The organism is Mariniradius sediminis, assembly GCF_021491425.1.
GTDB lineage: Bacteria > Bacteroidota > Bacteroidia > Cytophagales > Cyclobacteriaceae > Mariniradius > Mariniradius saccharolyticus.
In genome coordinates, this window is sequence record NZ_JAKEVZ010000020.1 from 1 (window position 1) to 26,507 (window position 26,507).

The window sequence follows — 26,507 nt, forward strand, 5'->3', positions numbered from 1 at the left end:
TCATAGCTTTAAGTGTGTGAAGGTATCCCGAAAAAGTTATTTCCGTAATTTTTCCAGGCCTTTCAAGGGGCCGAAAAATTCCAGAATAACTTTTCCCGCCAATTACACACTTATCGGGACGCTACCCAAGGGATGAGGTTGGCCCATTTTTACCACCAAGAAAAGAAAACTGAATTCAGTGAACAGACAAAAGGCATATAACTTAATCGCCGTTGTTTCGATTATGGGAATACTGGCATGGATGGTGACCGACTATCTCGGAGGAATGATTATTTTCCTTCTTTCTTATGCGCTTTTTATTGTTCCCATTTTCATCCTTTACATCGTTTCACTTGGCGACACTCTTGTATCAATTGGAAGAAGAGGCTTTAAGCAAAACAAGATCAAAATCATTTTTCATGGACTTGTCATTCTAGCAATTATTATGACCAATGTTTTCCAATCTGACCTTCTCAAATCAAAGAGAATTTTAACAGCGACGTTAAAAGACGATCTATTCCATTATACCCTAGTGTTGAGAGAAAATGGGACTTGTGAAAATGAAGTTTCCGGAATATTCGGTTTTCAAAAGGTCTTTCATGGACGATTTGAATTTCAAGGCGATACAATTGTTTTTACCAAAAAGCCTTATGACAATGATTTCATTCCAGACACATTGCTTTTGGACAGAAATGAAAACGTAATCTTTATCAATAGAGACAGGGATGGAAAATTTAACACGACGAAAGAATGGCTGAACCATTTCGAGATTCAATAAAAACAACCATTTCCCCCTGGGAATAATAAAGGTAAAACAGGAATAAGCCGAGTCTCGACAACTGTACAAACTCGGCTTTTCTTTTTTCAGGAATTCTTAATTCTCCATCCCACCCTTCTACAGGAATCATCAATCAAGAAACCAGCGCCCGAACCACCGAAAGCAGCAACAAGTCCGTCCACAGGAAGGCTCGCCAGCGGTTGACCCGGGATAAATCAAGCGCATTTTGAGCTTTTAGTCTTGGATACTGTTCTCATTCAGGAAACTCATGTCCCGACAAATTTGTATATTTATTTAAAATTCAACGCACTATGATACTGGAACGGACAAAAGACGAAATATTGGTAAGGCTTCCGGCAAATTTAGACCTGACAGAGCTTCAAAACATGATCGACTACCTTGATTACAAGGAACAGACGATGTCATCCAATATAAGTCAGGAGGACGTAGCTGAAATATCCAAGGCGGCAAACAAACGTATTTGGGCAAAATTTAAAGCTCAAAGAGGATTGAAATGAAGATTGTCGTTGATTCCAATATTGTGTTCAGTGCGATTTTAAACTCCGAGGGAAAGATTGGCAACTTGCTTATAAACGGTTCAAAGTATTTTGAATTTTTCACAGTGAACCTTCTGAAGGCTGAAATACTGGAGCACAAGAAAAAAATAATCAAAGCCTCTGGGCTGACAGAGAGTCAGTTTGAAAGGATTCATCAGATAATCACAGAAAGGATAACTTTTGTTGATGAGATATTACTCTCAGACACAGACATCGAAAAGGCAATAGAATTGGTTTCGGAGGTTGATGAGGAGGATGCATTGTTTGTTGCACTAACAAATAACCTAAAATCCAAGCTGTGGACTGGTGACAAAAAACTAATCAATGGACTTAGGAATAGAAGTTTTAACAGAGTTATAACAACTGGAGAACTTTACGATCTATTTCTTGGCAAGGAATTGCAAGAAAGCCTGAGGAGGAAGAATAGATAAAAAACTAAGGATAATCCCCCCTTTTGAGCGTAGGTTGGCGTAGGCGCTATGCGTATCACAATGGCCATCGAGGATGCAACTACCCGTTTCCATCATATTTTGAATTTGTAATTCCTCTCCATCCCACCCTTCCACAGGAATCATCAATCAAGAAACCACCACCCGAACCACCGAAAGCAGCAATAAGGCCGTCCACAGGAAAGCTCGCCAGCGGTTGACTTGGAGGAGTCTCAGGATATTTTTCTCCAGGCTTTCCCCTCGATCGATGGCATTGTGAATGGGAATGGCGATGAAAAAGGTATTGATCCAGATACCGCCCAAAAGCAATCCGTCCACCATATAAACGAGCGGGGCAAAAAGGACCTGCAAAGCGATCACAGCGGTCTGGACAAACAACAAAGGCCCCACGAAGTAGAGAATCTTCCGGGTGTACTGCTGGTGCCAGTAGTTCAGTTTTGTGGGGTCGATATACTTAAAAGACGGATAGATGATGACCTGCACCAACCAAATCAACACAAAAAGCCCCGAGTCAACCGACAGACGAATCCACTCCATATGGTTTGATTATTTCTTCCGGCAATATGAACCCATAAAACCTGAACCTCCATCCGAACAAAAACCTTCTAAAACCGCCAAGCAAACCCTACTTTTCCGGTTCATCTGAGTTGCCATTGGGTTTCGGTATGGACTCTTTGCAGGATCAGAAAGAAAGGAACCCACCAAATCAGGTCGTTGGTATACAAGGTATAGCTGAACTCAAAGGGGACTTCTTTTAAGACAAGGTAATTGAACAGGAATCCCAGGGGTCCGAATATCTTTCCCAGAAACCCGACTGCCACGATTGGCCAGTGCTTGAGGGGGTTGTAGCTGGCCCACCAATAGCCTAAGCCGTATACGCCTACGATCATGCCAGTCCCTTGCCAAATAGTAGGATGCTGCAGGGGTGCCATTCCAGTCCACTCGAAAAAGGTATGCGGCCAAATCACCACCCAGGCTCCCCAAAGTATATTATAAATGGCTGCCAATCTGAGGCAGGTAGACATCCAATCGGGATAATTTTTTTCCATGCCAATAAGGACAATCCGTCAGTCAAAAAGTTTGAAAATATCCCCAATCTTTTTTCATCCGGTGAAACGGATGAGCGGATGACCTTCCCTTTCGGGCGTAGATTGGCGGGATAGCGTTTGTTTCAATCCTTGATTATATTTACTTTTTCAAGAACAAAACCTCATCGAGTTATGAAAGCCGAGTTTACCGCCATCATCGAACCTGCACCGGAAGGTGGATTTTGGGCCGTTTGTACAGAAGTGCCTGGAGCCAATGGCCAAGGAGAAACAGTGGAAGAAGCCAAAGTAGATTTGATTGCTGCGGTTAAGTTATTGCTCGAAGATCGGCTCAGCGCCCTACCGAAATAAAGGAACCTCTCGCAATGAAAATCCTGAAAAGGTTAGGTGCCGAGTAAATGTGATTTTTTCGACAATAAATAAGCACAGATAACCCAATCTACAGATTCACATCTGCCTGATAAGTCAAGTACCACTTTCCATTCAAAAGCTCATATTTTCTTCGAAACACTTGACCGAGAAATTCCTTGGATACAACTTCCTCTGTTACCAAAGCAGGCTGGTATTCTATGCTGTAATTGAATTGGGAGGTATCAATTTCAGCGATGGGGAAGAAAACCCAATCTTCCTTTTTCCAATAATAAACAGTGTCGAGAACCGACATTTCATCCGTATTGATTCCTCGAAGTGGAAATATGATGCGGCTTTTTTGGAATGATTCGTCGGTATTGAATTTCTCATAAAAGGAATTGAAATCCTCCGGCGATGCTTGGTTTCCGTGCCCGCAAGCAAAAAGAATAAGTATCGACAACCAACTTATCGGATTCCAAAATTTTGCTTCTGTTGTCTTCGGCCACCCCGTCTTTTTTCGAAAAGATTTCGGTCCTCTGGCAGCTAATTTTATACCTTTCATCATCAATCCATATTCTTCTTTTCTACCACCCATCCCGGGGATTTTGATAGGCCGGGGGTTTTGCCGGCAAAGAGCTTTCCTGCTTCCTTGTCGCCTTTCAGTTGCCACTTGTACCAATGCGTAGCGACCCGGGCAAATTCGCCTCCGTAGGGCTGGCCATAGGTGCCGCCGTGTCCGACATCGAGATTGCCGACGAAAATCGGCACATGGTTGATCCTTGCAAAATCGTCCATGCCGTTGCCATAGGCGATGTCAGACTTCCCGCCCAAGAGGTAGAGCGTGGGCACTTTGATGTTGTTCAGTTGCGCTTTGGTCACTTGGGGCATGCCCGGCATCCCGCCACCGGGATTGGGCAATACACCGCTGTTGAATACGCCCACCGTGGTAATCCTTGGATCGCCCGCGACTTCGAGGGTTTGTAGCCCACCGCAGGACATACCACTCACGGCGATCTTTTTGGTGTCCAGCTTTTGGTAGTAGGGACTCTTGGGATCGGCGTTTTGTGCAATGGCCCAGTCGATGGCATCGAGTAGCTTTTGGGACTTCGAGCGGACTTCCGTTTGCTTGGGCATGGTGCCGATGGCGATGACCAAGAACCCGTGGGAAGCCACTTCATTCAGGAAATTGACGTGCTCCCAAGGCGAATCGAAGCAAGCGCCATTGCCCCAAGCGATAATGGGAAGCTTGTTTTTGTCGCCAAACTTTGACAAATCCTGTGGCTTGAATACCGTGTGTGTGGGAAGCGAGGCCTCGGATACCATGACGGCGGGATAGCTTCCGGTACCGCCGTTTTCAAGGACTTCAGAAAAGGGTTCGGGTTGGAAGAGGAGGTTTTTGGAGAAAAAGGGAAGTGTCTTTGTCCGAATCCTTTCCGCAATCCGGTTGAGATGGTCGCCCTCATAACTTTCGTAGAAATGCGGGATTTGATAGGATTCCAGGACTTCGTGAAGTTTTTTGGTCGCCTCGCTAATGCCTCGGTCCTGCAGTCCGGCATCGAGTGCGATGGCTTTCAGTTTTTTGAGATTGGGGATGTATTGATCCGCAAAGTTCAGCGTGCGGTTGGCAATGATCTTGTTGATCACATCGGGACGCGGTTCGCCGTTTTTGGCTGGAAGGTCCAAGTAAAAAGGTGGATTCTGTGGATTGGGGGCAAATGCGGCCGAAGTGGCAAGGGTAGCAATTTCGAAAAATGAGGCAGTCTGCAATTGGTCAAGAGTGAAACCCTCCAACTTGGTCATCAACTCGGCATTGGTGCTCGCCGCGCCATCCATGCAGCAGGGGCTGAGGGCGTAGATCGCCGCATAGACATCCGGATATTTCATTCCCAAGCGCAGGGTGCCATAGCCTCCCATGGAGTGTCCCGCCAAGCCACGGCTGCTTCTGTCGGCAAGCGTGCGGTAGTTGGCGTCGATATGCCGGACCAATTCCTTGGTGACGAAGGTTTCCCAGTCACCAATCGTCGCCGAACTTGCGTACATACTGCCCTTGAAGCGGTTGTAGGCATTGGGCATCACCACGATCATTTCCTTGGAAAGGCCCTCGGCGATGGATTGCTCGATGACAGTTTGGAGGTTAATCCAGTGGTTTTCCCAGCCAAACCATTGGGAATCGTTGTCTGTAAAGCCATGCAGCATGTACAGCACCGGAAAGCGCCTGTTGGGATTCGCCTGGTATGAAGGCGGGAGGTACACGGTCACGTCCCGGTCAGCCGGATCTCCGATGAGGTTGCCAGCGAGGGCGGCGCTACGGACTTTGATGCGTTCTTTGGTGCCAGTTTGGGCAAATGCCGTGTAAACGCATAGGAAGATCGGGAGGACAAATACAAAAAGCTTTTTCATAGGTTAATGGGTTCAGGTCAGGTAGATGATTTAAGGATTTTTCGGGATTCAGTCTGCGAACTTGAGGTAAAAATCGAAGAATGGCAGCATTTGATTGGGGACGCGGCCGTCTTCGGTGTAGATGTTGTCTGTGTGGGTACCGATATACTCCTCCGCAAAATGTTTAATGCCCACGTTTTCCAGCCTTTGGCTGAACATCTCACACATGATGGTGAATCTGTCGCCCGCATTTCTCCCCCAATCCATCTTGATGGCCTTGAGTTTTTTGAGGTTTTCCAGGTTGTCGTCGATCATGTGGAGCGGCAGGTTGGCATACCATTTTTCCAACACCAAAGGATCGGTCACCAATTGGTTTCCTTCATACCTGAAAGGTAGATCACAGTAAAATGGCGCTTTGTTGGGATTGGGGGACCAGGATCGCCCGAAGGCAACAATGACTTTTCCAAAATAGGTTTTGTTCAGTTCGTCCAGTGTATTTATTCTGGAAAGTTCGCGGAAAGTATCACTGTTTGGACCATATTCCCGGACGATGGTCAGTGCCCCGGGACTGAGGGCGTAGACAGTGCTGAAAATATCCGGATGGTGCATGGCGATTTTCAAGGCCCCGTAGCCGCCCATGCTGTGTCCCGTGATGCCGCGGCTGTCTTTGTGCGGGATGGTTCGATAAGTTTCATCCACATATTTGACCAGGTCAAAGGCCGTGAAATCTTCCCAATTGCCAAACAATCCCGAATTGCTGTAAAAACTCCCGTCGTAGGTGGTCTTCTGGTCCGGAATCACCAAGATAAAGGGTCGTATTTTTCTGGTTTCAATCGCAAAATCCAACAGCCCGGCCATTTGCTGGAGCATGCGGTTATCCGAAAGGAAGCCATGTAAAAAATAGATGACCGGATACCGCTGCGTGCCGATTTGGTATCCAGGTGGCAGATACACGGAAATAGCCCGATTTGGATTTTCGCCCATGGTGTTTTCGAGGCTTTTGGAATAAAGTGTGGTCGTCACTACCTCCCCTTTTCCAGTCTGGACAAAAACTGTGGTGGGATTGAAAGCCGAGCCCCATATCATTAAGATCAGAGCGAACAGTAGAAAGAAAGGCTTGTGCGTTGATGGGATTTTCATTGGTCTACAGGCAGGAGTCATTTGGAGATTTTATTGTCTCATTTTGTGAAAATAGAAAAGAGAAAAATAAAATCCTACCCTTGGCTAGCTGTACGGACAAGGTTTGGTTTGAAAAACCCCAAAGCTTACGCCAAATTCTCCTGCAGGGAACTGATGCTTTCTACCAAGCTCTCCCAAGTGGCGTTGAGGCTTTTTTCCTCGGCCACTACCTTCGCATAGGCATCATTTACTTTGGCGAGTTTTTGGGAATCGGCATAGACCGATTCATCGGCCATTTCCGCCTCAAGGGCTTTTTTGCGGCTCTCGATCGTACTGATTTTCTCCTCCAAAAGCTCCAGTTCCTGCTCTTTTTTCTTGAGCTCTTTCTTGGTCAGGTTGATTTCCTGTTGGGAGATTTCCCGCTTTTTGACGTTGGGTTTTTCCTTGGGCTGTTCTTTGACGGCCACTTGGTTGGCTTCCTGCTGGGATTTCCAATAGGTATATTCCTCATAGGTGCCCGGGTATTCCTTGATTTGGTTGTTTTCGATGTACCAAATCTTGTTGGCGACGCCACGGATGAAGTGTCTATCGTGGCTGACCGTGATAAAAGTGCCCTCGTATTGCTGCAATGCCTGTATCAGGATATTGACCGACTGCATGTCGAGGTGGTTGGTAGGTTCATCGAGCAGGAGAAAATTGGCTTCGGAAATCAAGGCTTTGGCCAAAGCCACCCGCGATTTTTCCCCACCTGAAAGGACTTTGATTTTCTTGAAGACATCGTCGTTGGTAAACAAAAAGCAGCCGAGGACATTGCGCAGCTCGGTTTCGGTCTTGCCACTTCCCTCCTGCTTCAATTCGTCGAGGATTTCGTTGTCGACATTCAGCGCCTCCAGTTGGTGCTGGGCGTAGAAGGATTTGATCACATTGTAGCCGTGTTCGCGCTTGCCTTGGATCGGTTCGGTACCGTCGATGATGCGCAGCAAAGTTGATTTACCCTTGCCATTGGCACCGATGAGGGCGATTTTATCACCCCTTTCGATGCGGGCAGAGGTATTTTTCAAAATCACCAAGTCCCCGTAAGACTTCGAGACATGGTCCAAGACCACGATGTCGCGGCCCGATTTTTGGCTGAATTTGAACTTGAAGTTGACAGCAATATTGTCATCCACGACTTCGGCTACCCTTTCGAGTCGGTCAAGGGCCTTGATACGCGACTGGACTTGGTTGGATTTGGTGGCTTTGGCACGGAAACGCTCGATAAAGCGCTCCGTTTGTTTGATCATTTGTTGCTGGTTTTCGTAGGCATTTTGCTGGATTTCCATCCGTTCCTTTTTCTCCTCTTGGTAGAAGGAGTAATTGCCCGGGTACACGGTCAAGTTGCCGTTGGACACTTCCACTGTCGTCGACACGCAGTTGTCTAAAAACTCCTGGTCGTGGGAAACCACGATGACCGCCCCTTCATAGTTGCGCAGGTAGTTTTCCACCCATTGGATGGAAGGGAGGTCAAGGTGGTTGGTAGGTTCGTCGAGCATCAGCAGGGCGGGCTTCTCAAGCAGCAGCTTGGCGAGCATCACCCGCATCCGCCAACCGCCGGAGAAGGTCCTTAGTGGGCGTTTGAGGTCCGCGGTGCTGAAGCCGATTCCTTCCAGGACTTCCTCGGCTTTGGCTTTGATCGTGTAGCCTTCGTTGGCTTCGAATTGGTCCTGCAAGCGGGCGAGCTTGTTGATGATGGCCTCCGAATGGTCAGTTACCATCTGGTGGAGCACTTCGTCGATCTCATCCTGAAGTCTCAAGGTATCCTTGAATGCCGCCAGCGCGACATCCAGAATGCTTTCGTCCGATTGGTAAGAAAGCAAATCCTGGTTGAGGAATCCGATGGTACAATCTTTGGCCTTTTGGATATCTCCGGCGCTGGGTTGGTAGTCGCCATTGATGATTTTGAGCAAAGTCGACTTGCCAGTACCGTTGAGGCCAACGAGGCCGATTTTGTCCTTGGGCTTGATATGCAGGGAGGCATTCTCATACAAAGCCCTGCCACCGATAAAGTACGAAAGATTGTTGATGGATAACATGCTGCAAAAATAACCATTCTCCCCATTCATCTAGGTTTGGGGCCGATTATTAGATTGAAGGGGGTTGGTTGGTTTGGGGTGGGGAAAATTGAAGCAAGGTGAAGCCACGAATGCGCGAACGAAAAAAAGAAAAAGCAAAATCAAACTATTCGTGTATTCGTGGCCAAATAAATTATTGGCCACCATTACACTTAATTGTGAGAGAATGATGATCTATTTGCTAATTTGAGGACTTATGAGACCTTTTTGAATCCCAAATTTAAACCCATGAATAAATACCTCTTCCTCGTCCTCCTCAGCCTTTTGACCATTGCCTGCCATGGACAGCGCAACGCCAAAAGCGACATCAAGCTAGAAACGATCAAGTTGCCGGCGGGCTTCTCGATCTCCGTTTGGGCGGAAAATGTCCCTGATGCACGCTCGCTTGCCATGAACGCCGACGGCTCGGTGATTTTTGTGGGCAACCGTCAAGGAAAAAACGTCTATGCGCTCAAGGACACCAACGGCGACGGCAAAGCCGACCAGAAGTTTACCCTTGCCGAGGGCCTGAGAATGCCCAATGGCGTTGCGTTCAAAGATGGCGACCTGTACGTAGCCGAAGTCAGCAGGATCCTTCGATTCAGGAACATCGAGAAAAATCTCGAAAAACCGACTTACGAAGTCGTCTACGACAAATACCCTGACAAAGCGCACCATGGCTGGAAGTTTATCGCCTTTGGACCTGATGGCTTGCTCTATGTGCCGGTTGGCGCTCCCTGCAATATCTGCGAATCGGAGGAAATCTTCGCCTCCATCACCCGCATCGACGTCAAGAGCGCGACGCCCAAACCGGAAGTTTTTGCCCATGGCGTACGCAATACGGTTGGCTTTGCCTGGCATCCAAGCTCCAAGGAAATGTGGTTTACGGACAATGGCCGCGACATGATGGGCGACGATATTCCTGATTGCGAACTCAACCATGCCCCAAAAAAAGGGATGCATTTCGGCTACCCCTATTGGCATGCCGGGGATGTCAAGGATCCTGAATTTGGCAGCAAGGGAAAAGACAAATCCGCTTATACCGCTCCCGCTGCCAAGATGGGCGCCCATACAGCACCCTTGGGCATGCGTTTTTACACTGGAAAACAGTTTCCTTCCGCCTACCAAAACAATATTATCCTTGCCAAACACGGGTCTTGGAACCGCAGCAAAAAAAGCGGCTACAACCTGACACGGGTGATTTTGGACGGCAACCAAAAAATAGTAAAGCAGGAAGTTTTTGCCGAAGGCTGGCTCAACAATGAGACCCAAGACGTCTGGGGCAGACCGGTGGACGTCCTGCAAATGCCCGACGGCAGCCTTTTGGTCTCAGACGATATGGCCAATTGCATTTATAAAATCACCTATTCCGGGAAGTAGTCATGGATAGACGCAAAACACTGAAAAAAATTGGCATCGGAGCAGCCGTCAGTTTGGCTGCCCCCTCGCTTTGGTCCTGTAACCGCCCTACTCAAACCGCCACCAGCACCTTGGAATCCGCAAAACCACTCCGATTGTCTTTGGCCCAATGGTCCCTGCACCGTACTTTCCAAAGCGGGGAATTGAATGCGGCTGATTTTGCAAGAATTGCCAAATCCGAATTTGGATTGGATGCCGTAGAGTATGTGAATGGATTCTATCGAGAAAAGGGCACCGACCAGACCTTTTGGAAGGAAATGTTGCAAAAATCCCAAGATCATGGCGTGAAAAACCTGCTGATCATGGTCGACGAAGAGGGCGACTTGGGCAACCTCAATGATACCGAAAGCCAAAAAGCTGTCGAAAACCACTTCAAATGGGTGGATGCCGCAAATATCCTCGGCTGCCATTCCATCCGTGTCAACGCCTTTGGGGAAGGTGCAAAGGATGAGGTCCGAAAAGCCATGGTCCAAAGCCTCGGAAAGCTCTGCTCCTACGCTGCCGATTCGGATATCCATGTATTGATCGAAAACCACGGGTTGTACAGTTCAGACCCATTTTGGATCAAGAGTATCATCGAAGAACTTAATGCCCCCAATCTTGGCACATTGCCCGACTTCGGAAATTGGTGCCTCTCAGCCAAATGGGGCAGCACTCAGGCGGATGATTGCACGGAGGTTTTTGACAGGTATGAGGGAGTAAGGACGCTTTTGCCGTTTGCCAAAGGTGTCAGTGCCAAGTCCTACAGCTTCGACGAAAAGGGTGAACAGCCCAAGATCGACTACAAGAAAATGCTTGGAATCGTGAAGGAATCAGGTTTTGAGGGCTATATCGACATCGAGTACGAAGGCATGCAACAAACCGAACCGGAAGGAATCAGGCTCACCAAGCAATTGATCGAGCGGATTTGGGAAACGCTTTAGCAAGTTGGAACCAAACCTCTCTTCGTCATCCCGAGGAACGAGGGATCTAATCAACACTTATCATAACAATACCCCCATAGATTTCTCCTTCGTCGAAATGACAAAGAGAAGTCTATCCAAAAAAACAACAAGAATCAAAAAGAAAAGGCCCTCGGAATGTCCAAAGGCCTTTTTCTATTTCAACCACTCCGGCTTCGTCGTATCGACATTGGCCTGCAGCTGATTGAGCAAATTGTAAAGACCAAAATAAGTCCTGTTGATGTACAAGCCATGGCGGGAACCACGTGCCTGTCTTGATTTTCTGAACATTTTGTCATTGGAAATCCTATCTCCCAACCGGAAAATCTGCTCAAAGTAGCTGTCGTCCGCAAAGTCAAACCGCTCGACATGGAAGGGTTTGCCCAATAGGGAAATCATTTCCTTGAACACCCCCTTGAAATAGGACTTTTCCTCTTCGGTATCCTTGTCACTGATAAATTCAAGGCCGTAAAATATCGCATTGAGCTCCTCTTCATTGATAAGGAGATCCCTTTTGATCAATGAAAAATACCCACTGTAGAAGTCTTCCGGAATCACCTTTACACAACCAAAGTCGATGATTCCCAACTTCCCGTCCGTTTGGATAATGAAGTTGCCGGGATGTGGATCCGCGTGTACCTGCTTGAGGTTGTGGACTTGGTGGTGGTAAAAGTCCCAAAGCGCCTGCCCTACCCTGTTTTTTGCCTCTTGGCTTGGATTGGTATCGAGCCATTCCTTGATATGCAGTCCATCAATCCAGTCCATGGTGATAATCCTGTCCGAACTCATATCGTCGTAATACTTCGGGAAAGCCAAATCCGTCAGGTGCGCGCAAGCTTGGGATATTTCCCGTGAACGCTTCACCTCCAACAAATAATCCGTTTCCTCCAGCAGCTTTTCTTCCACCTCCGCCATATAGTGGTCAAGTTCGCGTTCGTTCATATTGAGCAGGCGCAAGGCAAAAGGCCGCACCAACTTCAAATCCGAACTTACAGCGTCCGCTACGCCCGGATATTGGATCTTGACGGCTAGCTTTTTGCCACTTTTCGACGCCTGATGAACTTGTCCAATCGAGGCAGCATTGACCGCTGAGCGGGTAAAGGACTCAAAAAGCTGCTCAGGCGTCTTGCCGAAATACTTCTGAAATGTCTTCACCACCAAGGGATAGGAAAGCGGTGGCGCGGAATACTGCGCCATCGTAAACTTATCCTGATAGGCCCTTGGCAATAGATTTTTGTCCATGGACATCATCTGCGCCACCTTGAGCGCCGATCCTTTCAACTCGCTGAGACTGTTGTAGATATCTTCCGCGTTGTTCTGGTGCAGTTCCTCCTTGGTCAGGGAGGGATTCACGACCTTTTTGGCATAATGCCGCACATAATTCCCCCCTACTTTGGCCCCGGTCGTGATAAACTTCGCGGCGCGCTGTACTTTCGATACTGGAATTTGCTGTTGTTCTTTTACTCCTGCTTTCACTTTCCTCCTTATTTATTCTGGTATAAAAACTTCGCAAAGTCCAAAAAGGTATCCAAGGCACTTTTTCCCATCAGGTCAAAGGCCAAGTTCACTGATTTCTCTATGGCGGCGTCCGTCTTTTCAAAATTGACCGAGCTGTCTTTTAACCAAAACTGGAACACAAACCATACCTGCAGCCACAATGCCTCATCATAGCGCTCGGTGATGACCGGCCTATTGGCAATCTCCTCGGTTTCTTTCCCTTCCAAAATCAGCTCATTGGCGAAGTCTTTGAACTTACTGCGGAACGTCTTGACTTCGGCGGGAAGCAAGTTTTTAAGGTCCCGCTTGCCCCCATATAGGGAAAGCAGGTAGGACCGGTTTTTCTTCATTTCCTCGACGAGGGTAAAGAGGAACCCGAGTAGCTTTTCCCGTGCACTGTATTCCTTGTAGACTTCCTGGGACTCGAGATTATTGATCGTGGTGTCAAACAAATGGCCCCAGACGGCGGATTTGATCGCTTCAAAAGAGGTGAAATAGCCGTAAAACTCTTCCTCTTTCATTTTGAGTTCCTTGGCAAATTTGTAGACGGAGGCAGGTTCCTTGCCGTGTTCCAATAAATAATCGATATAGCCTGCGATGATTTTGGACTTAGGTTCCGATTTGGCAGTTTTCTTTGCTGCGGTCTTTTCCATGTTGGTTTTGTTAACTGCAGACATAACCTCGAAAGGTTGTATGAAGTTTAGGAAAGCAGGAAAAATTGGGTGGGATTTTGGGGAAATAGGTAAACTACAGAAAAAACCCTCCAATATACCTAGACTCGGCTCGGTTGTCGGTTTACCTCGGCCTGAAACGGAGGTGAAAAGGGGCGGCTGCGCCACCTTTTTCCCCTCGCCATTTCTAAAAACCGAACCCGATGCACAAACTAAGCCGAGACCGTTTCAAAAAAAAGCCAGGACTTGTTATTTTTAGATCAAATAAGGTTTCTGCTATTAAAAAAAAAACCATGCCCCAACGCCCACTCTCAGAACTCACAGACTCTGAATTATTGAAGGAATCAAAAAAGCTCAAGTCAATCCAGATTACCAATGCCTTTTTGGTTGGATTCCTGATTGGCATCATCGTTTACAGCGTTATGAACAATAGCCTGGGATTTTTATCCTTGATACCGCTTTATCTGATCTACAAGATAGTGAATGGGGCAAAGTATGAAAAGGAAGAGCTAAAAAGGCTCCTAAAGGAACGGAATCTGAAGTAAAACCGAAGGATACCCAGTGATACTTTTATGTGATTTTCTGACAGGGCACATAACTATCTCTCAGATCTGGGAGTGGAGAGTATTTATCAGAAATCAATACCCTTCCAGTTGATCACTTAAATAACCAAAGATCATGTCAACTTTCTTTCACGATCTGATCTCTGTCGACATAATCCGAAGTCCCTACTTCACCACTTTTTCTACAACCAGATTATGGTTGGTATAGATGCAGACGTCGGCGGCGATGCCGAGGCTTTCGCGGACCATCTGCTCAGCCGTGAGTTGGGGGGCAAATTTCTTCAACGCCCGGGCAGCGGATTGGGCATACATGCTTCCTGAACCAATGGTGGCGATCTCCATGTCGGGCTCGATGACATCACCCGTACCGGAAATAATCAAAATATCCTGACTGTCCGCGACGATCATCATGGCTTCCAAGCGGCTGAGCATCCTGTCCATTCGCCATTCCTTGGCGAGCTCGACGGCTGCACGCTTCATGTTGTTGCCATAGGCGCCTAGCTTTTCTTCGAATTTGTCCAACAAGGTAAATGCATCTGCCGTCGATCCCGCAAAACCCGTGACAATCCTGCCACCCTGAAGTTTACGGATCTTGTTGACTGTACTTTTGGCAACGGTGTTGCCCATGGTAGCTTGGCCATCTGCTCCAATGACCACTTCTCCGTTGTGCTTGATCGCGACGACGGTGGTTGATTTTATTTTTTCCATATTTTCTAGATGTGAGATATGAGACTCCAGACGTGAGACCATCCGTAGTAACATTCAACTTCGTAACGTTTTAACATTCTAACCTTTCAACTTTTCCCAACGTCAACAACCATACTAAACCAAAAAGTCCTGCGAAAACAGGACTTTTTGGCATATATGAAGGTTTTTTTAAACCAGCATTCTAACCGGATCTTCCAAAAGACCTTTGAGGGTTTTGAGGAAGGCGGAACCAACCGCTCCGTCCACTACCCTGTGGTCACAGGAAAGCGTCACTTTCATGACATTCCCGACCTGCATTTGGCCGTTTTTCACAATCACAGTCTCTTTGATTCCGCCGACTGCCAAGATGCAGGCATCAGGCGGATTGATGATGGCCGTGAACTCTTCGATGCCGAACATCCCCAAATTGGAGATCGTGAAGGTATTCCCTTCCCAATCCTTTGGTTGGAGTTCCTTGTTTTTGGCTTTTGCACCTAAGGTCTTGGCCTCGTTGGAGATTTGGGAAAGTGACTTGTTGTCAGCAAAACGGATGACCGGAACCAACAAACCTTCCTCGACAGCTACCGCCATTCCGATATGGATGTGGTCGTTGTAGCGGATTTTGTCGCCGAGCCAAGATGAATTGACTTTGGGATGCTGGCGCAAAGCTGCTGCAGCCGCCTTGATGACCATATCGTTGAAAGAGATTTTCACTGGGGAAACCTCGTTCATGCTGTTTCTTGCCTCTATGGCCTTGTCCATGATGATTTCCATGGTCAGGTAGAAATGCGGCGCTGTGAACTTGCTTTCCGCCAAGCGCTTGGCAATTACTTTGCGCATTTGAGAAACCTTTTCCTCACGGAAGGATTCCTGGCCTATGGCAGGTGCAGCAGCAACAGCTGGCGCAGCGGCGACTTGCGGTGCGGCGACCTTCACAGACGCCGGATCGAAGGTTTCCACATCTTTTTTGATAATTCGACCGCCTTCACCGGAACCCTTCACCAAGGCAATGTCAATCCCCTTGTCCGCAGCCATCTTTTTGGCGAGCGGAGAAGCTTTCAATCTGCCATTATCACTGCTTGAGGAACTTGCATGAACTTCTTGAACGACCGGAGCGGCTGCCTTGGATACTTCCGCCACTGGGGCCACCGGTTCGGCTGCCACGGGCGCTGCCGCCTCAGGCGCTGGGGAAGCACCTGCGCCACCTGCGTGGGCTTCTAATAGCGTCTGATAATCTGCCCCTTTTTCACCGATGATGGCGATGACGCCGTCTACGGCGACAGAATCTCCGGCTTCCACGCCAATATAAAGCAAGGTGCCATCTTCATAAGACTCGAGTTCCATGGTGGCCTTGTCTGTTTCGACCTCAGCCAAAATATCTCCCGACTTTACTGAATCGCCTACCTTCTTCAACCAAGCCGCGATGGTACCCTCTGTCATGGTGTCACTCATTTTAGGCATGGTAATGACCGTGGCATTGATACCAGAGGTATCGATAGTCTCGGTTGCTTTGGCGGCTGGCACAGCTTCCGCTTTAGCCGGCTCTGGTTTGGATTCAGGCTGGGCTTCTACTTTTGGCGTAGGAGCACCGCCGGCAATTTCCTTTAGAATTGCGTCTATATTTTCGCCTTTGTTGCCAATGATTGCAATTACGCCATTGACAGCTACGGCATCTTTTTCTTGTACTCCAATGTACAGCAACACCCCCTCTTCATAAGACTCCAATTCCATGGTCGCCTTGTCGGTCTCCACCTCGGCCAATATATCTCCGGGCTTCACGGTATCTCCAACTTTTTTCAACCACGCTGCAATCACCCCTTCTTCCATGGTGTCGCTCATTTTGGGCATTCGTATGATCTCGGCCATATTTTTTAGTATATCCTGGTCAAATTTTAGGAGTCCAAAAATAGTTCTTAAAATGACTTATTTCAAATTTAAACCTAGTATTTTCAGGTTTTGAAAACACGGGAAACCAGATTTTGTTCGGGAATGCCAATCATCAAATCTACAGAATACGAGTACCCAAAATGGCTTTTCAATGGCCATTTGCAGACGATTGTGCCAGGCTTATTTCGGGACAGCCATCCCTTACCCTTTGAGAGAGAACGGGTTGACACCCCTGATGGGGACTTTCTTGATTTGGACTGGCTACGCAAAAAATCTCAGGACCTCGTGATCATCAGCCACGGCTTGGAAGGAAACAGCAGGAGACCTTATATGTCGGGGATGGCGCGCCATTTTTATACAAACGGCTTCGATGTGCTCACCTGGAACTTTCGGGGCTGCAGTGGAGAATTGAACCGAAAGCCGATTTTCTACCATTCTGGTGCGACTTACGATCTGGATTTTGTAATCCAACATGCGGGAAAAGAATACACAAATATCTTTCTTGTCGGTTTTAGTCTTGGGGGAAACCTCACACTGAAGTACCTGGGAGAAAAACGGGACCGCGGCCCGAAAATCAAAAAAGCCGTAGCGATATCGGTCCCGCTGCATCTCGAAAGCAGCTGCGTGAAGATTTCGACCGGAGAAAACATCGTATACGCGAACCGCTTTCTAAAAACCCTGAAGGAAAAGGTAGTCCAAAAAGCCAAGGTTTTCCCAAACGAGATTCCTACGGGGATCCTTCGGAAAATCAAAACCCTGCAGGATTTCGACGATCATTACACCGGTCCCTTGCATGGCTTTAGGGATGCACACGACTATTATGAGCAGAATTCCTCGCTGTATTTTCTTGAAAACATCGAAATCCCCGTGCTGATCCTCAACGCCCAAAACGATCCTTTCCTAAGCGAACGCTGTTTCCCCGTTTCGCTCGGAAGGCAACTAGACCAAGTTTGGATGGATTTCCCGAGATATGGGGGCCATGTTGGGTTTTCGCCGAGAAAAAAGGAAGACATCTATTGGTCTGAAAAGCGGGCGTTTGAATTTATCACGGGAGAACAGTAATTTTCAAGAAAAATAGGAAACCATGTGCGGCAGATATTCCTTGGGAAAACAAAAATTTGAATTGGAAGACAGGTTCCAGGCGGAAATGTTGGTGGACTTCAAGCCCCGGTACAACATCGCCCCTTCCCAACTGGTGCCTGTGATCACATCCGAGAGCCCCAAGGGTTTTTCATTTTTCTACTGGGGAATTACCCCGGATTTTGCCAAAAACAAGCCCGTAAGCCAGCAATTCATCAACGCGAAAGCTGAAACGGTGCACGAAAAGGTTTCCTTCAAATCCTCCTTCCAACGGAGACGTTGCCTGATTCCAGCCGATGGATTTTATGAATGGAAAAAACTTGGCAAGAAAACCAAAATCCCCTATCGCTTTGCCAGGCCAGATGAAGGCTTGTTTGCCTTTGCTGGTATTTGGGAGGAATACGAAAACGACAAGGGTGAAACAAACCATACTTTTTTGATTTTGACAACGGCCCCCAGCCCATTGGTCTCCGAGATCCACGACCGCATGCCGCTGATCCTAAATCGGGAGGATGAAAAGAAATGGCTGGACAAATACACCTCTGAACAAAGCCTTAAAAGTATCCTTGCAGGTCATAGCGGGGACGAACTGGTGAGCTACACTGTTTCACCCTTGGTCAATTCAGTCCAAAACGACAGTCCGTCGATCATCCGCAAGAGCTCTCCCGCAGATCAATTTGGAAATTACACACTATTCGGCTGATGGCAGACATCAGAATTTTGGACCTTCGATTCCAAGGCGCTTCAGAAGCAATAGCATCCTTTCTTGTTGAAACAGACGCCGGGCCCGTGCTTATAGAGACAGGGCCGGATAGCACGTTTGCCAACCTTGAAAAGGAACTTGCAAAGTTTGGATACCTGCCTGAAGATATCAGGCACGTGCTATTGACCCACATCCACTTTGACCATGCAGGGGCAGCTTGGAGGCTGGCCATAGGCGGAGCGAAGATCTATGTGCATCCTGCCGGTGCGGTTCACCTTGTCAATCCGGAGCGACTTTGGAATTCCGCTTCACAAATTTATGGGGACGATATGGAAAAGCTTTGGGGACAAAGCGGATCCATTCCAAGCGATCAGGTGATCGAAGTGGAAGATGAAGCAGTTTTGGAAATCGGTAATTGCCGCTTCAAGGCCATTCATACGCCCGGCCATGCGGTTCACCACATCGCTTGGAAACTCGGAGAGTCGATATTCACGGGAGACATTGCTGGTGTGAAAATTGAAAATGGTCCGGTAGTACCCCCCTGCCCGCCTCCGGACATTCATATCGAAGCATGGAAATCATCTCTTGGGAAAATCAAGGCTGAAAAGCCCTCTTTCCTATTCCTGACTCATTTTGGAATTATTGAAAACGTGGATTGGCATTTGGATTCGCTTTCATACATATTGGATGATTGGTCAGAATGGATGAAATCACGTTTTGACCAAGGTGTACCCCAAGCAGATGCTGTGACTGATTTCATTTCCTATACCCGACATTTTTTGGCAGCACAGGGATGCTCAGAAGCTTTGATCGAGGTTTATGAAAAGGCAAATCCAAGCTTTATGTCCGTGGCAGGGCTTTACCGATACTGGAAGCTGAAGCAGGAAGGTAGGCTTAGGTAGAGGCATTTTTTTGTTGATCATTCTTTTTCATCACATAAGGTTCCCAAGTTTTGCGAATGCCGAAAGAAGGCAGATATTTGTATGCATAGCATACCAATTTAGACTCAGTTTTTCCCAAAATAACTTTCTGACATGTACAAATCGCGCATCAAAGGCATTGGCCACTACGTACCGGAACGCGTCATCACCAACGAATATCTTTCAACGATCATGGATACCAACAACGACTGGATCGTTGAGCGGACGGGTATCCATGAGAGGAGGTGGTTTGTACCTGGAAAAGACACCGTCACCAGCATGTCCAAAGCGGCCGCTGAAATGGCAATCCAACGGTCGGGGCTTGACACCAAGGAAATCGACTTTATCGTATTTGCGACCATTACGGCGGATTATTTTCTGCCCGGAAATGGGGTTCTTCTTCAAAGGGAATTGGGTCTGAACGGCATCGGCGCACTCGATATCAGGAATGCGTGCTCGGGATTTATCTATGCACTCTCCATCGCCGACCAATATATCAAGACGGGGATGTACAAGAATATCCTTGTGGTTGGTGCAGAGATCCAATCTTCAGCCTTGGACAAAAGTGATGAGGGCAGATCAAGTGCAGTGATTTTTGCGGATGGTGCCGGGGCGGCGGTTGTTGGAAGAGCCAACGAAGGCCACAAAGGAATCTTATCGACGCACCTCCATGCGGATGGGGCACATGCGGAGGAACTGTATTGTATTGGTCCAAGTTCCAGCAAAGAAGTCCGGATTTCCCCAGAATTGATCGAAAGCGGAGAGTTTTTCCTTAAAATGAACGGAAATGCTGTCTTCAAGCATGCGGTCGTGCGCTTCGCCGAAGTAATTCAGGAAGCTTTGGATGCCAACGGCAAATCAAAGGAAGAAATTGACCTCCTTGTGCCCCACCAAGCGAACCTCCGCATCAGCAATTATATCCAACAGAAATTGGGCCTTCCGGATGAAAAGGTCTATAACAACATTCAGCGCTTAGGAAATACCACAGCTGCGACGATTCCGATTGCACTGAGCGAGGCTTTTGAAAAAGGATTGCTGAAAGAAGGGGATTTAGTCTGCCTAGCAGCATTTGGAAGTGGATTTACCTGGGCCTCCGCCTTGCTGCACTGGTAGGCGATGGAAGGAAAGATTGACCTTGACCTCTGCGGCAACAGTCACCTGTTCCAACTAATCAAAACCCAATCGGACCTTTTTGTCGAGATATTTCATCGGCTTGCCGAAGAGTTCCCACATAGTCGTTTGCTCGAATTCCATCATCAAGCGAAAGGAAGCAAGGTTTCAAAAGGCTATCGCCTCGAAAACTGTCCATACGAAGTGTTGGACCTGGTAAGGGACTTTGATCCGAAAACAGGCTTCAATATCAGGATACTTCAGTGGTGGGGCCACGGCTTATATTTTTTTGTCCAGGTCGGATCAGCGAATCCCCGAAGATCGAAAGTGTTTTCCCAAAAACAGGTCGATTTTTTCATTTCAGATCACCCTGACCCATGGGAATATGCCAAAGTACTGTCTACAAAGAAAAAATTGGAAAATCAGGTTTTGCTTGATAAGGGCCCCGCAATGCGACTTTTTCAAATTTTCAAAGAAATCCCGTTGCAGGAAGACCCCGATAAACTACTGGAAGACTTAAAACGTGAAATTTTGTTAATCATGGATAATCATAATTAAACCTTTCCTAATTTCACATTTTAAGCTAATTTAGAACCGCAATCCCAACCATTCGTTATTTATCCAAAATAGCACTCCTTCATCCTATGAAATATATTTTTGGGGTTTTATGCCTCTTCTTTTTATATCAGCAAGCATTCTCCCAAGATACTCCTAACCTTGTTTCTATCTATAATTCAGATTCAACCTTAGTGGGTACTGGAGTACTTAGAAACGGCGCAATGCAAGGCCTTTGGAGATTCCAAAACCCAAAGACAAACGCGCTGATACAAACAATCAACTTTGACAACGGGGTCAGGTCGGGATTAGCCACCTCTTTTTACCCAAACAACAACAAACACATCGAAGCGGAATACCAGATGAATAGGCTCAATGGTATCTACCGACAGTTCGACAGAACGGGGGCCCTGAAAATCGAAATGGTTTATAAAGACAGTCTGGCTGTGGGGCCTTATAGGGAATTTTTTGGACGTGAGGGTCAGGATGATTTTACCAACCCCCGTCAAGTCAAAACAGAAGGCCAGTATTCGAACGGAAGGAAAAGCGGAAAATGGGTCACTTTCTATCCTACCGGTGATTTGGCATTGGTGGAGAATTATGAAAATGGAAATCTATCAGGACCTTATTTGGAATATGCAATCACGGGCGAGCTGATGGTACAAACTTCATTTAAAGATAACCATCCGCATGGCCCTTTTACAAGGTATTCGTTCCAGTCGATCGTAGAGGAAAAGGGCGAGTTTAGCAACGGAGACAGAATTGGACAATGGCTAACCTATTTCCCGGGTACCAGTATTGTTGAATCCGAAAAGTACTACGATAATGACGGCAACAGGACTGGCGAGTGGAAATTCTACTATGAAAACAAGCGAATCGCTAGGATCGAACGCTACGAAAATGATATCCCGGTTGGAGTTTGGGAGGAATTTTTCCCCAACCGCTCCATTGCAAAAAGAAAAACCTATGAATTGGGCCTCCCTATCGGCCAATACATAGAAAACCACTCCAACGGAAAGATTTCGGTAGAGGGACAGTATACCAATGGCATGAAGGACGGTTTATGGAAAAGCTATTTTCCGGAGGGCAATCTCTATTCTATCGGAGAATACAAAAACGATCTCAAAACCGGGCTTTGGAAGTACTTCAACAAAATTGGAATCCTGATTGCTGAAGGTGAATACAGCCTTGGACTGGAAAACGGCCAATGGTTTTACTACTATGATGGAGGACAATTGAAATCCGTCGGAAGCTATTTCCTGGGATTTGAGGATGGACTTTGGGGATTGTTTTATGACAATAAGCAACTCACCCAAGAGGAATCCTGGTCGAATGGAAGACTTTTGAATGTGGGCGACTATTTTTCCTATGATGGAAGCAAGACTTTGGATAAAGGAACCTTAAAGGACGGAAATGGCACCAGAAATACCTACTATGTTACTGGAACCATAGAATCCCAGGGCAATTATGTCGACGGAAAGGCAAATGGGATCTGGACGTATTTCCACGATACGGGCAAAAAAGCTTCAGAAGGCCAAATGAAAGAAGGCAAGAAAGAAGGACCATGGAAATATTACAATGTCAGCGGTCGTCTCGAACAAATTATCAATTACCGCGAGGATGAGATTGTAGAGGAAAATACCCCTGTCAATCCAATGGGATTCAGGTTTGAATAAAACAATTTCTTGAAAGAACGGTTCGGATAATTGGGCAAACAGCACCGGAAGCATTGTCCAAAAATTATTACAAAATCTGAAAACATGTTCGGTCTATTCAAGAAAAAAAGTGAGTTGGAAGTGCTTCAGGATAAGCACAGAGAATTGCTCAAAAAGGCGTTTGAAACTTCCAAAGTCAACAGGCAGGAATCTGACCGGCTGATGGCCCAGGCAGAGGAGATCGCCAAAAAAATCGAAATTGCGAAAAAGGGACAGGGAATCTAGTCCCTTTTTTTATTTCCCGTTGGCCAAAATCCCTTTCGGGATATTTTGGCAAAGGAAACAAAGTCATAATTCACACGATTAGGCACATATTTTGATTTGAATGAAAGGAAGTTGGCTATGAATGGTCTATCAGGCCAAAAATCAAGCAATTCCGTCCATTTTTTGAAGCCCATTCCCCAAAAATAAAATTCTGAAATTCCAGAGTTGAAAATCTATTTTTAGAATATTATTTTGCTAAAACGTTTTTATAATATTTTATATTCTTTATTTTTAATATTTCATAAAACATTATTCTATTTTTTACCGTAGAACTACCCAAGAACTAAACCTCAGAACCATGAAAACTTCATCTATGATTCGCAGCCTCGCTATCTTGGTCGCAATGATCGGGATGCGCATTTCGGAAGCTTCGGCAGCTTCTCCCCCACCCATGTACGGAGTTTCATTTCAGGTTTTCTACAACGAACTAAGTCCATACGGAGATTGGGTGATGGATCCCCAGTTTGGATATGTCTGGGTTCCCTTTGTAGAAGCAGGCTTTCAACCTTACTTGACCAATGGGTATTGGGCGATGACCGAATTCGGCAACACATGGGTTTCAAACTATGCTTGGGGATGGGCACCATTCCATTATGGGAGGTGGTTTTGGAACAATTTCTATGGCTGGGCTTGGGTGCCTGACTACGAATGGGGTCCAGCTTGGGTAAGTTGGAGAACCGGGGGGGGATACTATGGCTGGGCTCCCTTGGCTCCTGGATTCAATATCAGTGTCGGATTCTACGCTCCTGCTGCGCATTGGGTGTTTATACCGCAAAAAAGATTCAGACACCCACATTTCCACCGTTACTGTGTTCCCAATTACCACGCGGGAAGGATTTACAACAGAACTACGGTCATCAACAATACCTACGTCTACAATAACCAAACCTTCTATACTGGTCCCTCCAGACGTGAAGTGGAACGCGTAACCAACTCAAGAGTGCCGGTCTATCAGGTCCGGGAATCGTCTAGACCTGGAAGAACTGTGGTGCAACAAAACAGCATCAATGTATACCGTCCTGAAGTACGGAGCGCGAGAAATTCAAATGAGGAAGCAAGACCTTCCAGGTCATTTACGCCTGAGGAATACCAAGAAAGAAGGCAATCAGGAAGGTCAGTGTCGGAAAGCCGTGGTGCATCCCAGCCTAAACAATATGAAAATCAACGGAACGCAGGTATTCGGGACGGTAACGGACAACGTGGCGCCAACGACTACGAACGAAAGGAAAACCCACGTCAGGAAGTCAGCGTCCCCAGATACGGTAGCCGTGAGGCCAGTATGCCAAGGACAAGTCAAGGCAGGGAAAACACGCCGACCCATGAAGCTCCACAAAGAAGACAGGAAAATGCACCTAGCTACAGTAAGCCTGCATACAGCAGAGAAACACATGCAAGACCTGAATCTAGGACTCAAAATGCGCAACCGAGGCAACAACCCAATCCGCCACGGCAACAGCCTCAGGTAGAGCAAAAGCGAAATTCAGCGCAGAACCCGAGGGTTTACTCCGGGAATCAAAATGGCAGACAAACGCAACAAAATCCGCCATCCCAAAGAGGAAACTCAGGGTCAGAACGCTCAGCCTCAGAATCGCGAGGTTCGAAACGAGGAGTAAACTAAAGGAAAAGCCCGCGAATGAAAGCGGGCTTTTCTACATTTTTCTTGCTTCACTATCAATAGATAAAGATTGCCAAATTCAACATTCGAATTTACCTTTTCGAATCCACCCGGAAATCCTAGGCTAAACTCTCGAAAAATCATCCTCCAACCTGACTATGTCATCTTCGTCGGAAGGCCGTTCCGGGTCGGTATGTATCCATATCTCAGCCACGATTCCCCACTCGCCTTTCCCTACGAGCCTGTGGCGTTCGCCTTTTCCAATTTGGACATATTGCTCGACAGTCAATTTCTCTTCCCCACCTTGAATGTCAGTTTTGCTTTTGATGACACTCGCCTTTCCGAATACCAACTTCCAAATTTCTGCCCTTCGGCGGTGGAATTGCCAAGAAAGGCGCTGGTGTGGGGCGACAATCAACAGCTTAGGGCTTAGTTTGAGATTTTTTTGTTCCTCAGAAAGTTCCAATCCTGGGAAAAAAATCCCGATGAATCTTTCTACATGTTTTTCAGATAAAGAAAAATAACCACCCCAAGGCTTCTCATTGTCTACCACGACGATTTCAAATCCCAGTGCGCGAAGTATTTGATGGATTTTTCCAAAAACCTCTGTTTTACTTTTTTCTTCTTCCAATATTCTCCAATCTGATTGCATGGCGGGATTTTGAAACCGGCCCGAAAGTTAAAGTTTTCTGAATGGAATCTAAAACACATTTCGAAAAGCATTCAGTTTTTCAAAATCTTTTCGATTGGATCGCTTCAATGGCTAACCTCACTCATTTATTTCAGTAATCATCCGCCCAATAATTGATTTTTTTCATGAAGCACTTTTGATATTCTTTAAAAAATAATTTAATTGCCTTAATCAAACAGCGCGCATGAATCTTATTGACCCCAAAAAAAACCTTGAAAAAATCAGCGGCGTCGTAGAGACCAAGAGCTATATCAACAAACTGAAGCTGATCAAAAACCTCTTTACCAAGGGAAGCAACACGGCAGGGGAAATATGCAATGAAGTGGGAATTTCCCTTCCTACTGTCAATTCGCTCCTGAGCGATCTGATGGCTTCCGGCGAAGTAATCAAAAATGGGCGCGCAGAATCCCAAGGCGGTAGAAAACCCGATCTGTACCAACTTGCCACAGATGCGTTTTATATTTTGTCGGTAGATATCAACAAATTCCGCGTAAGGGTTGCGATCTACGACAGTGCAAATACAGCGGTGACGGAGCCTGCCATATTGAAAATTACACTTAACAACGAAAAGGAAACCTTCGATCGGATTTGCGATTTTGTGCTCGAGCACAAGGACAAATCAGGCTTGGAGAATGATAAAGTCATTGCCGTGGGGATTTCCATGCCTGGTCTGATTGATTCGATCAACGGAGTGAACCATACCTATTTGAAATTCGGAAAGAAAAGCTTGGTGGAAAACTTCGAGTCGAGGTTGGGCAGGAAAGTCTTTCTCGAAAATGACGCACGCGCCATGACCTTGGCGGAGTTTAAGTTTGGACACAATGACAACTACAAAAACGTATTGGGCATATTCATCGGCTGGGGGATTGGTTTGGGTATCTTGATTGATGGAAAGATTTATCAGGGAGCTTCCGGGTTCGCGGGAGAGTTTAGCCACTCCCCGATTTTTGACTCGAGCGACATTACCTGTTCTTGTGGAAAAAAAGGCTGCCTGGAATCTGTAGCATCCGGTACGGCAATTGTGCGCATGGCGAGACAGGCGATAGCGACAGACAGTGATTCCATTTTGGCGCGCATGACAAGAGACAACAACGATGAAATCGAGCCTTATTTGGTTGTCGACGCGGCCTTGGCAGGAGACCAGAGAGCGATCACTATCCTTTCGGAGGTAGGATTGGACTTGGGTAGAGGGATTTCGATTTTGATCCAATTACTCAATCCAGAGCTAATAATCATTGGTGGTTCGGTGGCAGAAGCGAAGCAGTATCTGATTACGCCCATCCAACAGGCCCTAAACATCTACAGTATGGCCAAGGCAAGGGAGAATACCCAACTTACCCTTTACAAATTGGGTAAGGAAGTCGGTCTTCTAGGCGGAGTTGCAGTCGTCAATGAGAAAATCTTCGAAGATGTATTACTCTGATCACCTCGATCTTAAATT

At 46.8% G+C, this 26,507-nt stretch carries 26 protein-coding genes; 15 read left to right on the top strand and 11 right to left on the bottom strand.

What is annotated here, in order from left to right; genetic code table 11:
- The first annotated feature begins 178 nt into the window (after window positions 1-178).
- The 3 genes from L0U89_RS18560 (at window position 179) to L0U89_RS18570 (ending at window position 1,745) form a co-directional block, all read left to right on the top strand.
- Window positions 179-757 (top strand): hypothetical protein, encoded by a 579-nt coding sequence (locus tag L0U89_RS18560; protein WP_234862891.1) that lies wholly within the window; start codon window positions 179-181, stop codon window positions 755-757.
- 311 nt (window positions 758-1,068) lie between these two features.
- A complete protein-coding gene (locus tag L0U89_RS18565) occupies window positions 1,069-1,275 on the top strand; it encodes a hypothetical protein (RefSeq protein WP_234862892.1) in 207 nt (68 codons plus the stop codon).
- Entirely contained in the window at window positions 1,272-1,745 is a 474-nt protein-coding gene (locus L0U89_RS18570; RefSeq protein ID WP_234862893.1) for a PIN domain-containing protein, read from the top strand. Before L0U89_RS18565 ends, L0U89_RS18570 begins: the two co-directional genes overlap by 4 nt.
- Window positions 1,746-1,892: 147 nt before the next feature.
- Here the strand turns inward: L0U89_RS18570 and L0U89_RS18575 are convergent, their stop codons facing one another.
- Together L0U89_RS18575 and L0U89_RS18580 are read right to left on the bottom strand one after the other, a co-directional pair.
- Window positions 1,893-2,300 (bottom strand): hypothetical protein, encoded by a 408-nt coding sequence (locus L0U89_RS18575; protein WP_234862894.1) that lies wholly within the window; start codon window positions 2,298-2,300, stop codon window positions 1,893-1,895.
- Window positions 2,301-2,401: 101 nt separating this feature from the next.
- Complete coding sequence (locus L0U89_RS18580) at window positions 2,402-2,788, bottom strand: alkyl hydroperoxide reductase (RefSeq protein ID WP_234862895.1); 387 nt, start codon at window positions 2,786-2,788, stop codon at window positions 2,402-2,404.
- 195 nt (window positions 2,789-2,983) lie between these two features.
- On the opposite strand from L0U89_RS18580, the gene L0U89_RS18585 reads away from it, so the two are divergent.
- A complete protein-coding gene (locus L0U89_RS18585) occupies window positions 2,984-3,160 on the top strand; it encodes a type II toxin-antitoxin system HicB family antitoxin (RefSeq protein WP_234862896.1) in 177 nt (58 codons plus the stop codon).
- A gap of 88 nt (window positions 3,161-3,248) precedes the next feature.
- On the opposite strand, the gene L0U89_RS18590 is transcribed toward L0U89_RS18585, so the two are convergent.
- The 4 genes from L0U89_RS18590 to L0U89_RS18605 form a co-directional block, all read right to left on the bottom strand.
- Window positions 3,249-3,620 (bottom strand): DUF4348 domain-containing protein, encoded by a 372-nt coding sequence (locus L0U89_RS18590; RefSeq protein WP_234862897.1) that lies wholly within the window; start codon window positions 3,618-3,620, stop codon window positions 3,249-3,251.
- A 104-nt stretch (window positions 3,621-3,724) separates the two neighbouring features.
- Window positions 3,725-5,560, bottom strand: coding sequence for an alpha/beta hydrolase-fold protein (locus L0U89_RS18595; RefSeq protein WP_234862898.1), 1,836 nt, complete (start codon window positions 5,558-5,560; stop codon window positions 3,725-3,727).
- Between the two features lie 48 nt (window positions 5,561-5,608).
- Window positions 5,609-6,679 carry an alpha/beta hydrolase gene (locus L0U89_RS18600; protein ID WP_234862899.1) on the bottom strand — a complete coding sequence of 357 codons (1,071 nt, stop codon included), beginning with the start codon at window positions 6,677-6,679 and terminating at the stop codon, window positions 5,609-5,611.
- 125 nt (window positions 6,680-6,804) lie between these two features.
- Window positions 6,805-8,730, bottom strand: a complete 1,926-nt coding sequence (locus L0U89_RS18605; protein ID WP_234862900.1) for an ABC-F family ATP-binding cassette domain-containing protein — start codon at window positions 8,728-8,730, stop codon at window positions 6,805-6,807.
- Between the two features lie 267 nt (window positions 8,731-8,997).
- Between L0U89_RS18605 and L0U89_RS18610 the strand changes: the two genes are divergently transcribed.
- The gene (locus tag L0U89_RS18610; protein WP_234862901.1) at window positions 8,998-10,128 is read left to right on the top strand and encodes a PQQ-dependent sugar dehydrogenase; all 1,131 of its coding nucleotides are present in this window, start codon (window positions 8,998-9,000) and stop codon (window positions 10,126-10,128) included.
- A gap of 2 nt (window positions 10,129-10,130) precedes the next feature.
- On the top strand, window positions 10,131-11,090 hold the full coding sequence (locus L0U89_RS18615; protein ID WP_234862902.1) for a sugar phosphate isomerase/epimerase family protein: 960 nt from the start codon (window positions 10,131-10,133) through the stop codon (window positions 11,088-11,090).
- Between the two features lie 174 nt (window positions 11,091-11,264).
- Here L0U89_RS18615 and L0U89_RS18620 read toward each other — a convergent pair whose 3' ends face one another.
- Together L0U89_RS18620 and L0U89_RS18625 are read right to left on the bottom strand one after the other, a co-directional pair.
- Window positions 11,265-12,584 (bottom strand): ABC1 kinase family protein, encoded by a 1,320-nt coding sequence (locus tag L0U89_RS18620; RefSeq protein ID WP_234862903.1) that lies wholly within the window; start codon window positions 12,582-12,584, stop codon window positions 11,265-11,267.
- 8 nt (window positions 12,585-12,592) lie between these two features.
- Window positions 12,593-13,258, bottom strand: coding sequence for a TetR/AcrR family transcriptional regulator (locus L0U89_RS18625; RefSeq protein ID WP_234862904.1), 666 nt, complete (start codon window positions 13,256-13,258; stop codon window positions 12,593-12,595).
- A 311-nt stretch (window positions 13,259-13,569) separates the two neighbouring features.
- Here L0U89_RS18625 and L0U89_RS18630 point away from each other — a divergent pair, with 311 nt between their 5' ends.
- Window positions 13,570-13,821 carry an FUSC family protein gene (locus L0U89_RS18630; RefSeq protein ID WP_234862905.1) on the top strand — a complete coding sequence of 84 codons (252 nt, stop codon included), beginning with the start codon at window positions 13,570-13,572 and terminating at the stop codon, window positions 13,819-13,821.
- A 183-nt stretch (window positions 13,822-14,004) separates the two neighbouring features.
- Here L0U89_RS18630 and hslV read toward each other — a convergent pair whose 3' ends face one another.
- Both hslV and L0U89_RS18640 read right to left on the bottom strand, forming a co-directional pair.
- Window positions 14,005-14,547 (bottom strand): ATP-dependent protease subunit HslV, encoded by a 543-nt coding sequence (hslV, locus tag L0U89_RS18635; protein WP_234862906.1) that lies wholly within the window; start codon window positions 14,545-14,547, stop codon window positions 14,005-14,007.
- Window positions 14,548-14,715: 168 nt separating this feature from the next.
- Window positions 14,716-16,392 carry a pyruvate dehydrogenase complex dihydrolipoamide acetyltransferase gene (locus L0U89_RS18640; protein ID WP_234862907.1) on the bottom strand — a complete coding sequence of 559 codons (1,677 nt, stop codon included), beginning with the start codon at window positions 16,390-16,392 and terminating at the stop codon, window positions 14,716-14,718.
- 123 nt (window positions 16,393-16,515) lie between these two features.
- Between L0U89_RS18640 and L0U89_RS18645 the strand changes: the two genes are divergently transcribed.
- The 7 genes from L0U89_RS18645 to L0U89_RS18675 all read left to right on the top strand — a co-directional run bounded on the left by L0U89_RS18645 (window position 16,516) and on the right by L0U89_RS18675 (window position 24,378).
- Window positions 16,516-17,475 carry a YheT family hydrolase gene (locus L0U89_RS18645; RefSeq protein ID WP_008630265.1) on the top strand — a complete coding sequence of 320 codons (960 nt, stop codon included), beginning with the start codon at window positions 16,516-16,518 and terminating at the stop codon, window positions 17,473-17,475.
- A 22-nt stretch (window positions 17,476-17,497) separates the two neighbouring features.
- Entirely contained in the window at window positions 17,498-18,196 is a 699-nt protein-coding gene (locus L0U89_RS18650; protein WP_008630263.1) for an SOS response-associated peptidase, read from the top strand.
- Window positions 18,196-19,098 (top strand): MBL fold metallo-hydrolase, encoded by a 903-nt coding sequence (locus L0U89_RS18655; protein WP_234862908.1) that lies wholly within the window; start codon window positions 18,196-18,198, stop codon window positions 19,096-19,098. The genes L0U89_RS18650 and L0U89_RS18655 overlap by 1 nt, the downstream gene beginning before the upstream one ends.
- Window positions 19,099-19,230: 132 nt before the next feature.
- Complete coding sequence (locus L0U89_RS18660) at window positions 19,231-20,229, top strand: 3-oxoacyl-ACP synthase III family protein (RefSeq protein ID WP_234862909.1); 999 nt, start codon at window positions 19,231-19,233, stop codon at window positions 20,227-20,229.
- A gap of 641 nt (window positions 20,230-20,870) precedes the next feature.
- Window positions 20,871-22,457 (top strand): toxin-antitoxin system YwqK family antitoxin, encoded by a 1,587-nt coding sequence (locus L0U89_RS18665; RefSeq protein WP_234862910.1) that lies wholly within the window; start codon window positions 20,871-20,873, stop codon window positions 22,455-22,457.
- A gap of 84 nt (window positions 22,458-22,541) precedes the next feature.
- Entirely contained in the window at window positions 22,542-22,721 is a 180-nt protein-coding gene (locus L0U89_RS18670; RefSeq protein WP_234862911.1) for a Lacal_2735 family protein, read from the top strand.
- A gap of 337 nt (window positions 22,722-23,058) precedes the next feature.
- Window positions 23,059-24,378, top strand: coding sequence for a DUF6600 domain-containing protein (locus L0U89_RS18675; protein WP_234862912.1), 1,320 nt, complete (start codon window positions 23,059-23,061; stop codon window positions 24,376-24,378).
- 121 nt (window positions 24,379-24,499) lie between these two features.
- Here L0U89_RS18675 and L0U89_RS18680 read toward each other — a convergent pair whose 3' ends face one another.
- On the bottom strand, window positions 24,500-25,027 hold the full coding sequence (locus tag L0U89_RS18680; protein ID WP_008630242.1) for a cupin domain-containing protein: 528 nt from the start codon (window positions 25,025-25,027) through the stop codon (window positions 24,500-24,502).
- Window positions 25,028-25,250: 223 nt separating this feature from the next.
- Here L0U89_RS18680 and L0U89_RS18685 point away from each other — a divergent pair, with 223 nt between their 5' ends.
- A complete protein-coding gene (locus L0U89_RS18685) occupies window positions 25,251-26,489 on the top strand; it encodes an ROK family protein (RefSeq protein WP_234862913.1) in 1,239 nt (412 codons plus the stop codon).
- Window positions 26,490-26,507 lie beyond the last annotated feature (18 nt).

What these genes read in the sequence shown, in the direction of transcription:
- L0U89_RS18565 (WP_234862892.1), top strand. Translation starts at nt 1,069, where the DNA reads ATGATACTGGAACGGACAAAAGACGAAATATTGGTAAGGCTTCCGGCA.
- L0U89_RS18570 (WP_234862893.1), top strand. Translation starts at nt 1,272, where the DNA reads ATGAAGATTGTCGTTGATTCCAATATTGTGTTCAGTGCGATTTTAAAC.
- L0U89_RS18575 (WP_234862894.1), bottom strand. Translation starts at nt 2,300, where the DNA reads ATGGAGTGGATTCGTCTGTCGGTTGACTCGGGGCTTTTTGTGTTGATT.
- L0U89_RS18580 (WP_234862895.1), bottom strand. Translation starts at nt 2,788, where the DNA reads ATGTCTACCTGCCTCAGATTGGCAGCCATTTATAATATACTTTGGGGA.
- L0U89_RS18585 (WP_234862896.1), top strand. Translation starts at nt 2,984, where the DNA reads ATGAAAGCCGAGTTTACCGCCATCATCGAACCTGCACCGGAAGGTGGA.
- L0U89_RS18595 (WP_234862898.1), bottom strand. Translation starts at nt 5,560, where the DNA reads ATGAAAAAGCTTTTTGTATTTGTCCTCCCGATCTTCCTATGCGTTTAC.
- L0U89_RS18600 (WP_234862899.1), bottom strand. Translation starts at nt 6,679, where the DNA reads ATGAAAATCCCATCAACGCACAAGCCTTTCTTTCTACTGTTCGCTCTG.
- L0U89_RS18605 (WP_234862900.1), bottom strand. Translation starts at nt 8,730, where the DNA reads ATGTTATCCATCAACAATCTTTCGTACTTTATCGGTGGCAGGGCTTTG.
- L0U89_RS18610 (WP_234862901.1), top strand. Translation starts at nt 8,998, where the DNA reads ATGAATAAATACCTCTTCCTCGTCCTCCTCAGCCTTTTGACCATTGCC.
- L0U89_RS18615 (WP_234862902.1), top strand. Translation starts at nt 10,131, where the DNA reads ATGGATAGACGCAAAACACTGAAAAAAATTGGCATCGGAGCAGCCGTC.
- L0U89_RS18625 (WP_234862904.1), bottom strand. Translation starts at nt 13,258, where the DNA reads ATGGAAAAGACCGCAGCAAAGAAAACTGCCAAATCGGAACCTAAGTCC.
- L0U89_RS18630 (WP_234862905.1), top strand. Translation starts at nt 13,570, where the DNA reads ATGCCCCAACGCCCACTCTCAGAACTCACAGACTCTGAATTATTGAAG.
- hslV (WP_234862906.1), bottom strand. Translation starts at nt 14,547, where the DNA reads ATGGAAAAAATAAAATCAACCACCGTCGTCGCGATCAAGCACAACGGA.
- L0U89_RS18640 (WP_234862907.1), bottom strand. Translation starts at nt 16,392, where the DNA reads ATGGCCGAGATCATACGAATGCCCAAAATGAGCGACACCATGGAAGAA.
- L0U89_RS18645 (WP_008630265.1), top strand. Translation starts at nt 16,516, where the DNA reads ATGCCAATCATCAAATCTACAGAATACGAGTACCCAAAATGGCTTTTC.
- L0U89_RS18650 (WP_008630263.1), top strand. Translation starts at nt 17,498, where the DNA reads ATGTGCGGCAGATATTCCTTGGGAAAACAAAAATTTGAATTGGAAGAC.
- L0U89_RS18655 (WP_234862908.1), top strand. Translation starts at nt 18,196, where the DNA reads ATGGCAGACATCAGAATTTTGGACCTTCGATTCCAAGGCGCTTCAGAA.
- L0U89_RS18660 (WP_234862909.1), top strand. Translation starts at nt 19,231, where the DNA reads ATGTACAAATCGCGCATCAAAGGCATTGGCCACTACGTACCGGAACGC.
- L0U89_RS18665 (WP_234862910.1), top strand. Translation starts at nt 20,871, where the DNA reads ATGAAATATATTTTTGGGGTTTTATGCCTCTTCTTTTTATATCAGCAA.
- L0U89_RS18670 (WP_234862911.1), top strand. Translation starts at nt 22,542, where the DNA reads ATGTTCGGTCTATTCAAGAAAAAAAGTGAGTTGGAAGTGCTTCAGGAT.
- L0U89_RS18675 (WP_234862912.1), top strand. Translation starts at nt 23,059, where the DNA reads ATGAAAACTTCATCTATGATTCGCAGCCTCGCTATCTTGGTCGCAATG.
- L0U89_RS18680 (WP_008630242.1), bottom strand. Translation starts at nt 25,027, where the DNA reads ATGCAATCAGATTGGAGAATATTGGAAGAAGAAAAAAGTAAAACAGAG.
- L0U89_RS18685 (WP_234862913.1), top strand. Translation starts at nt 25,251, where the DNA reads ATGAATCTTATTGACCCCAAAAAAAACCTTGAAAAAATCAGCGGCGTC.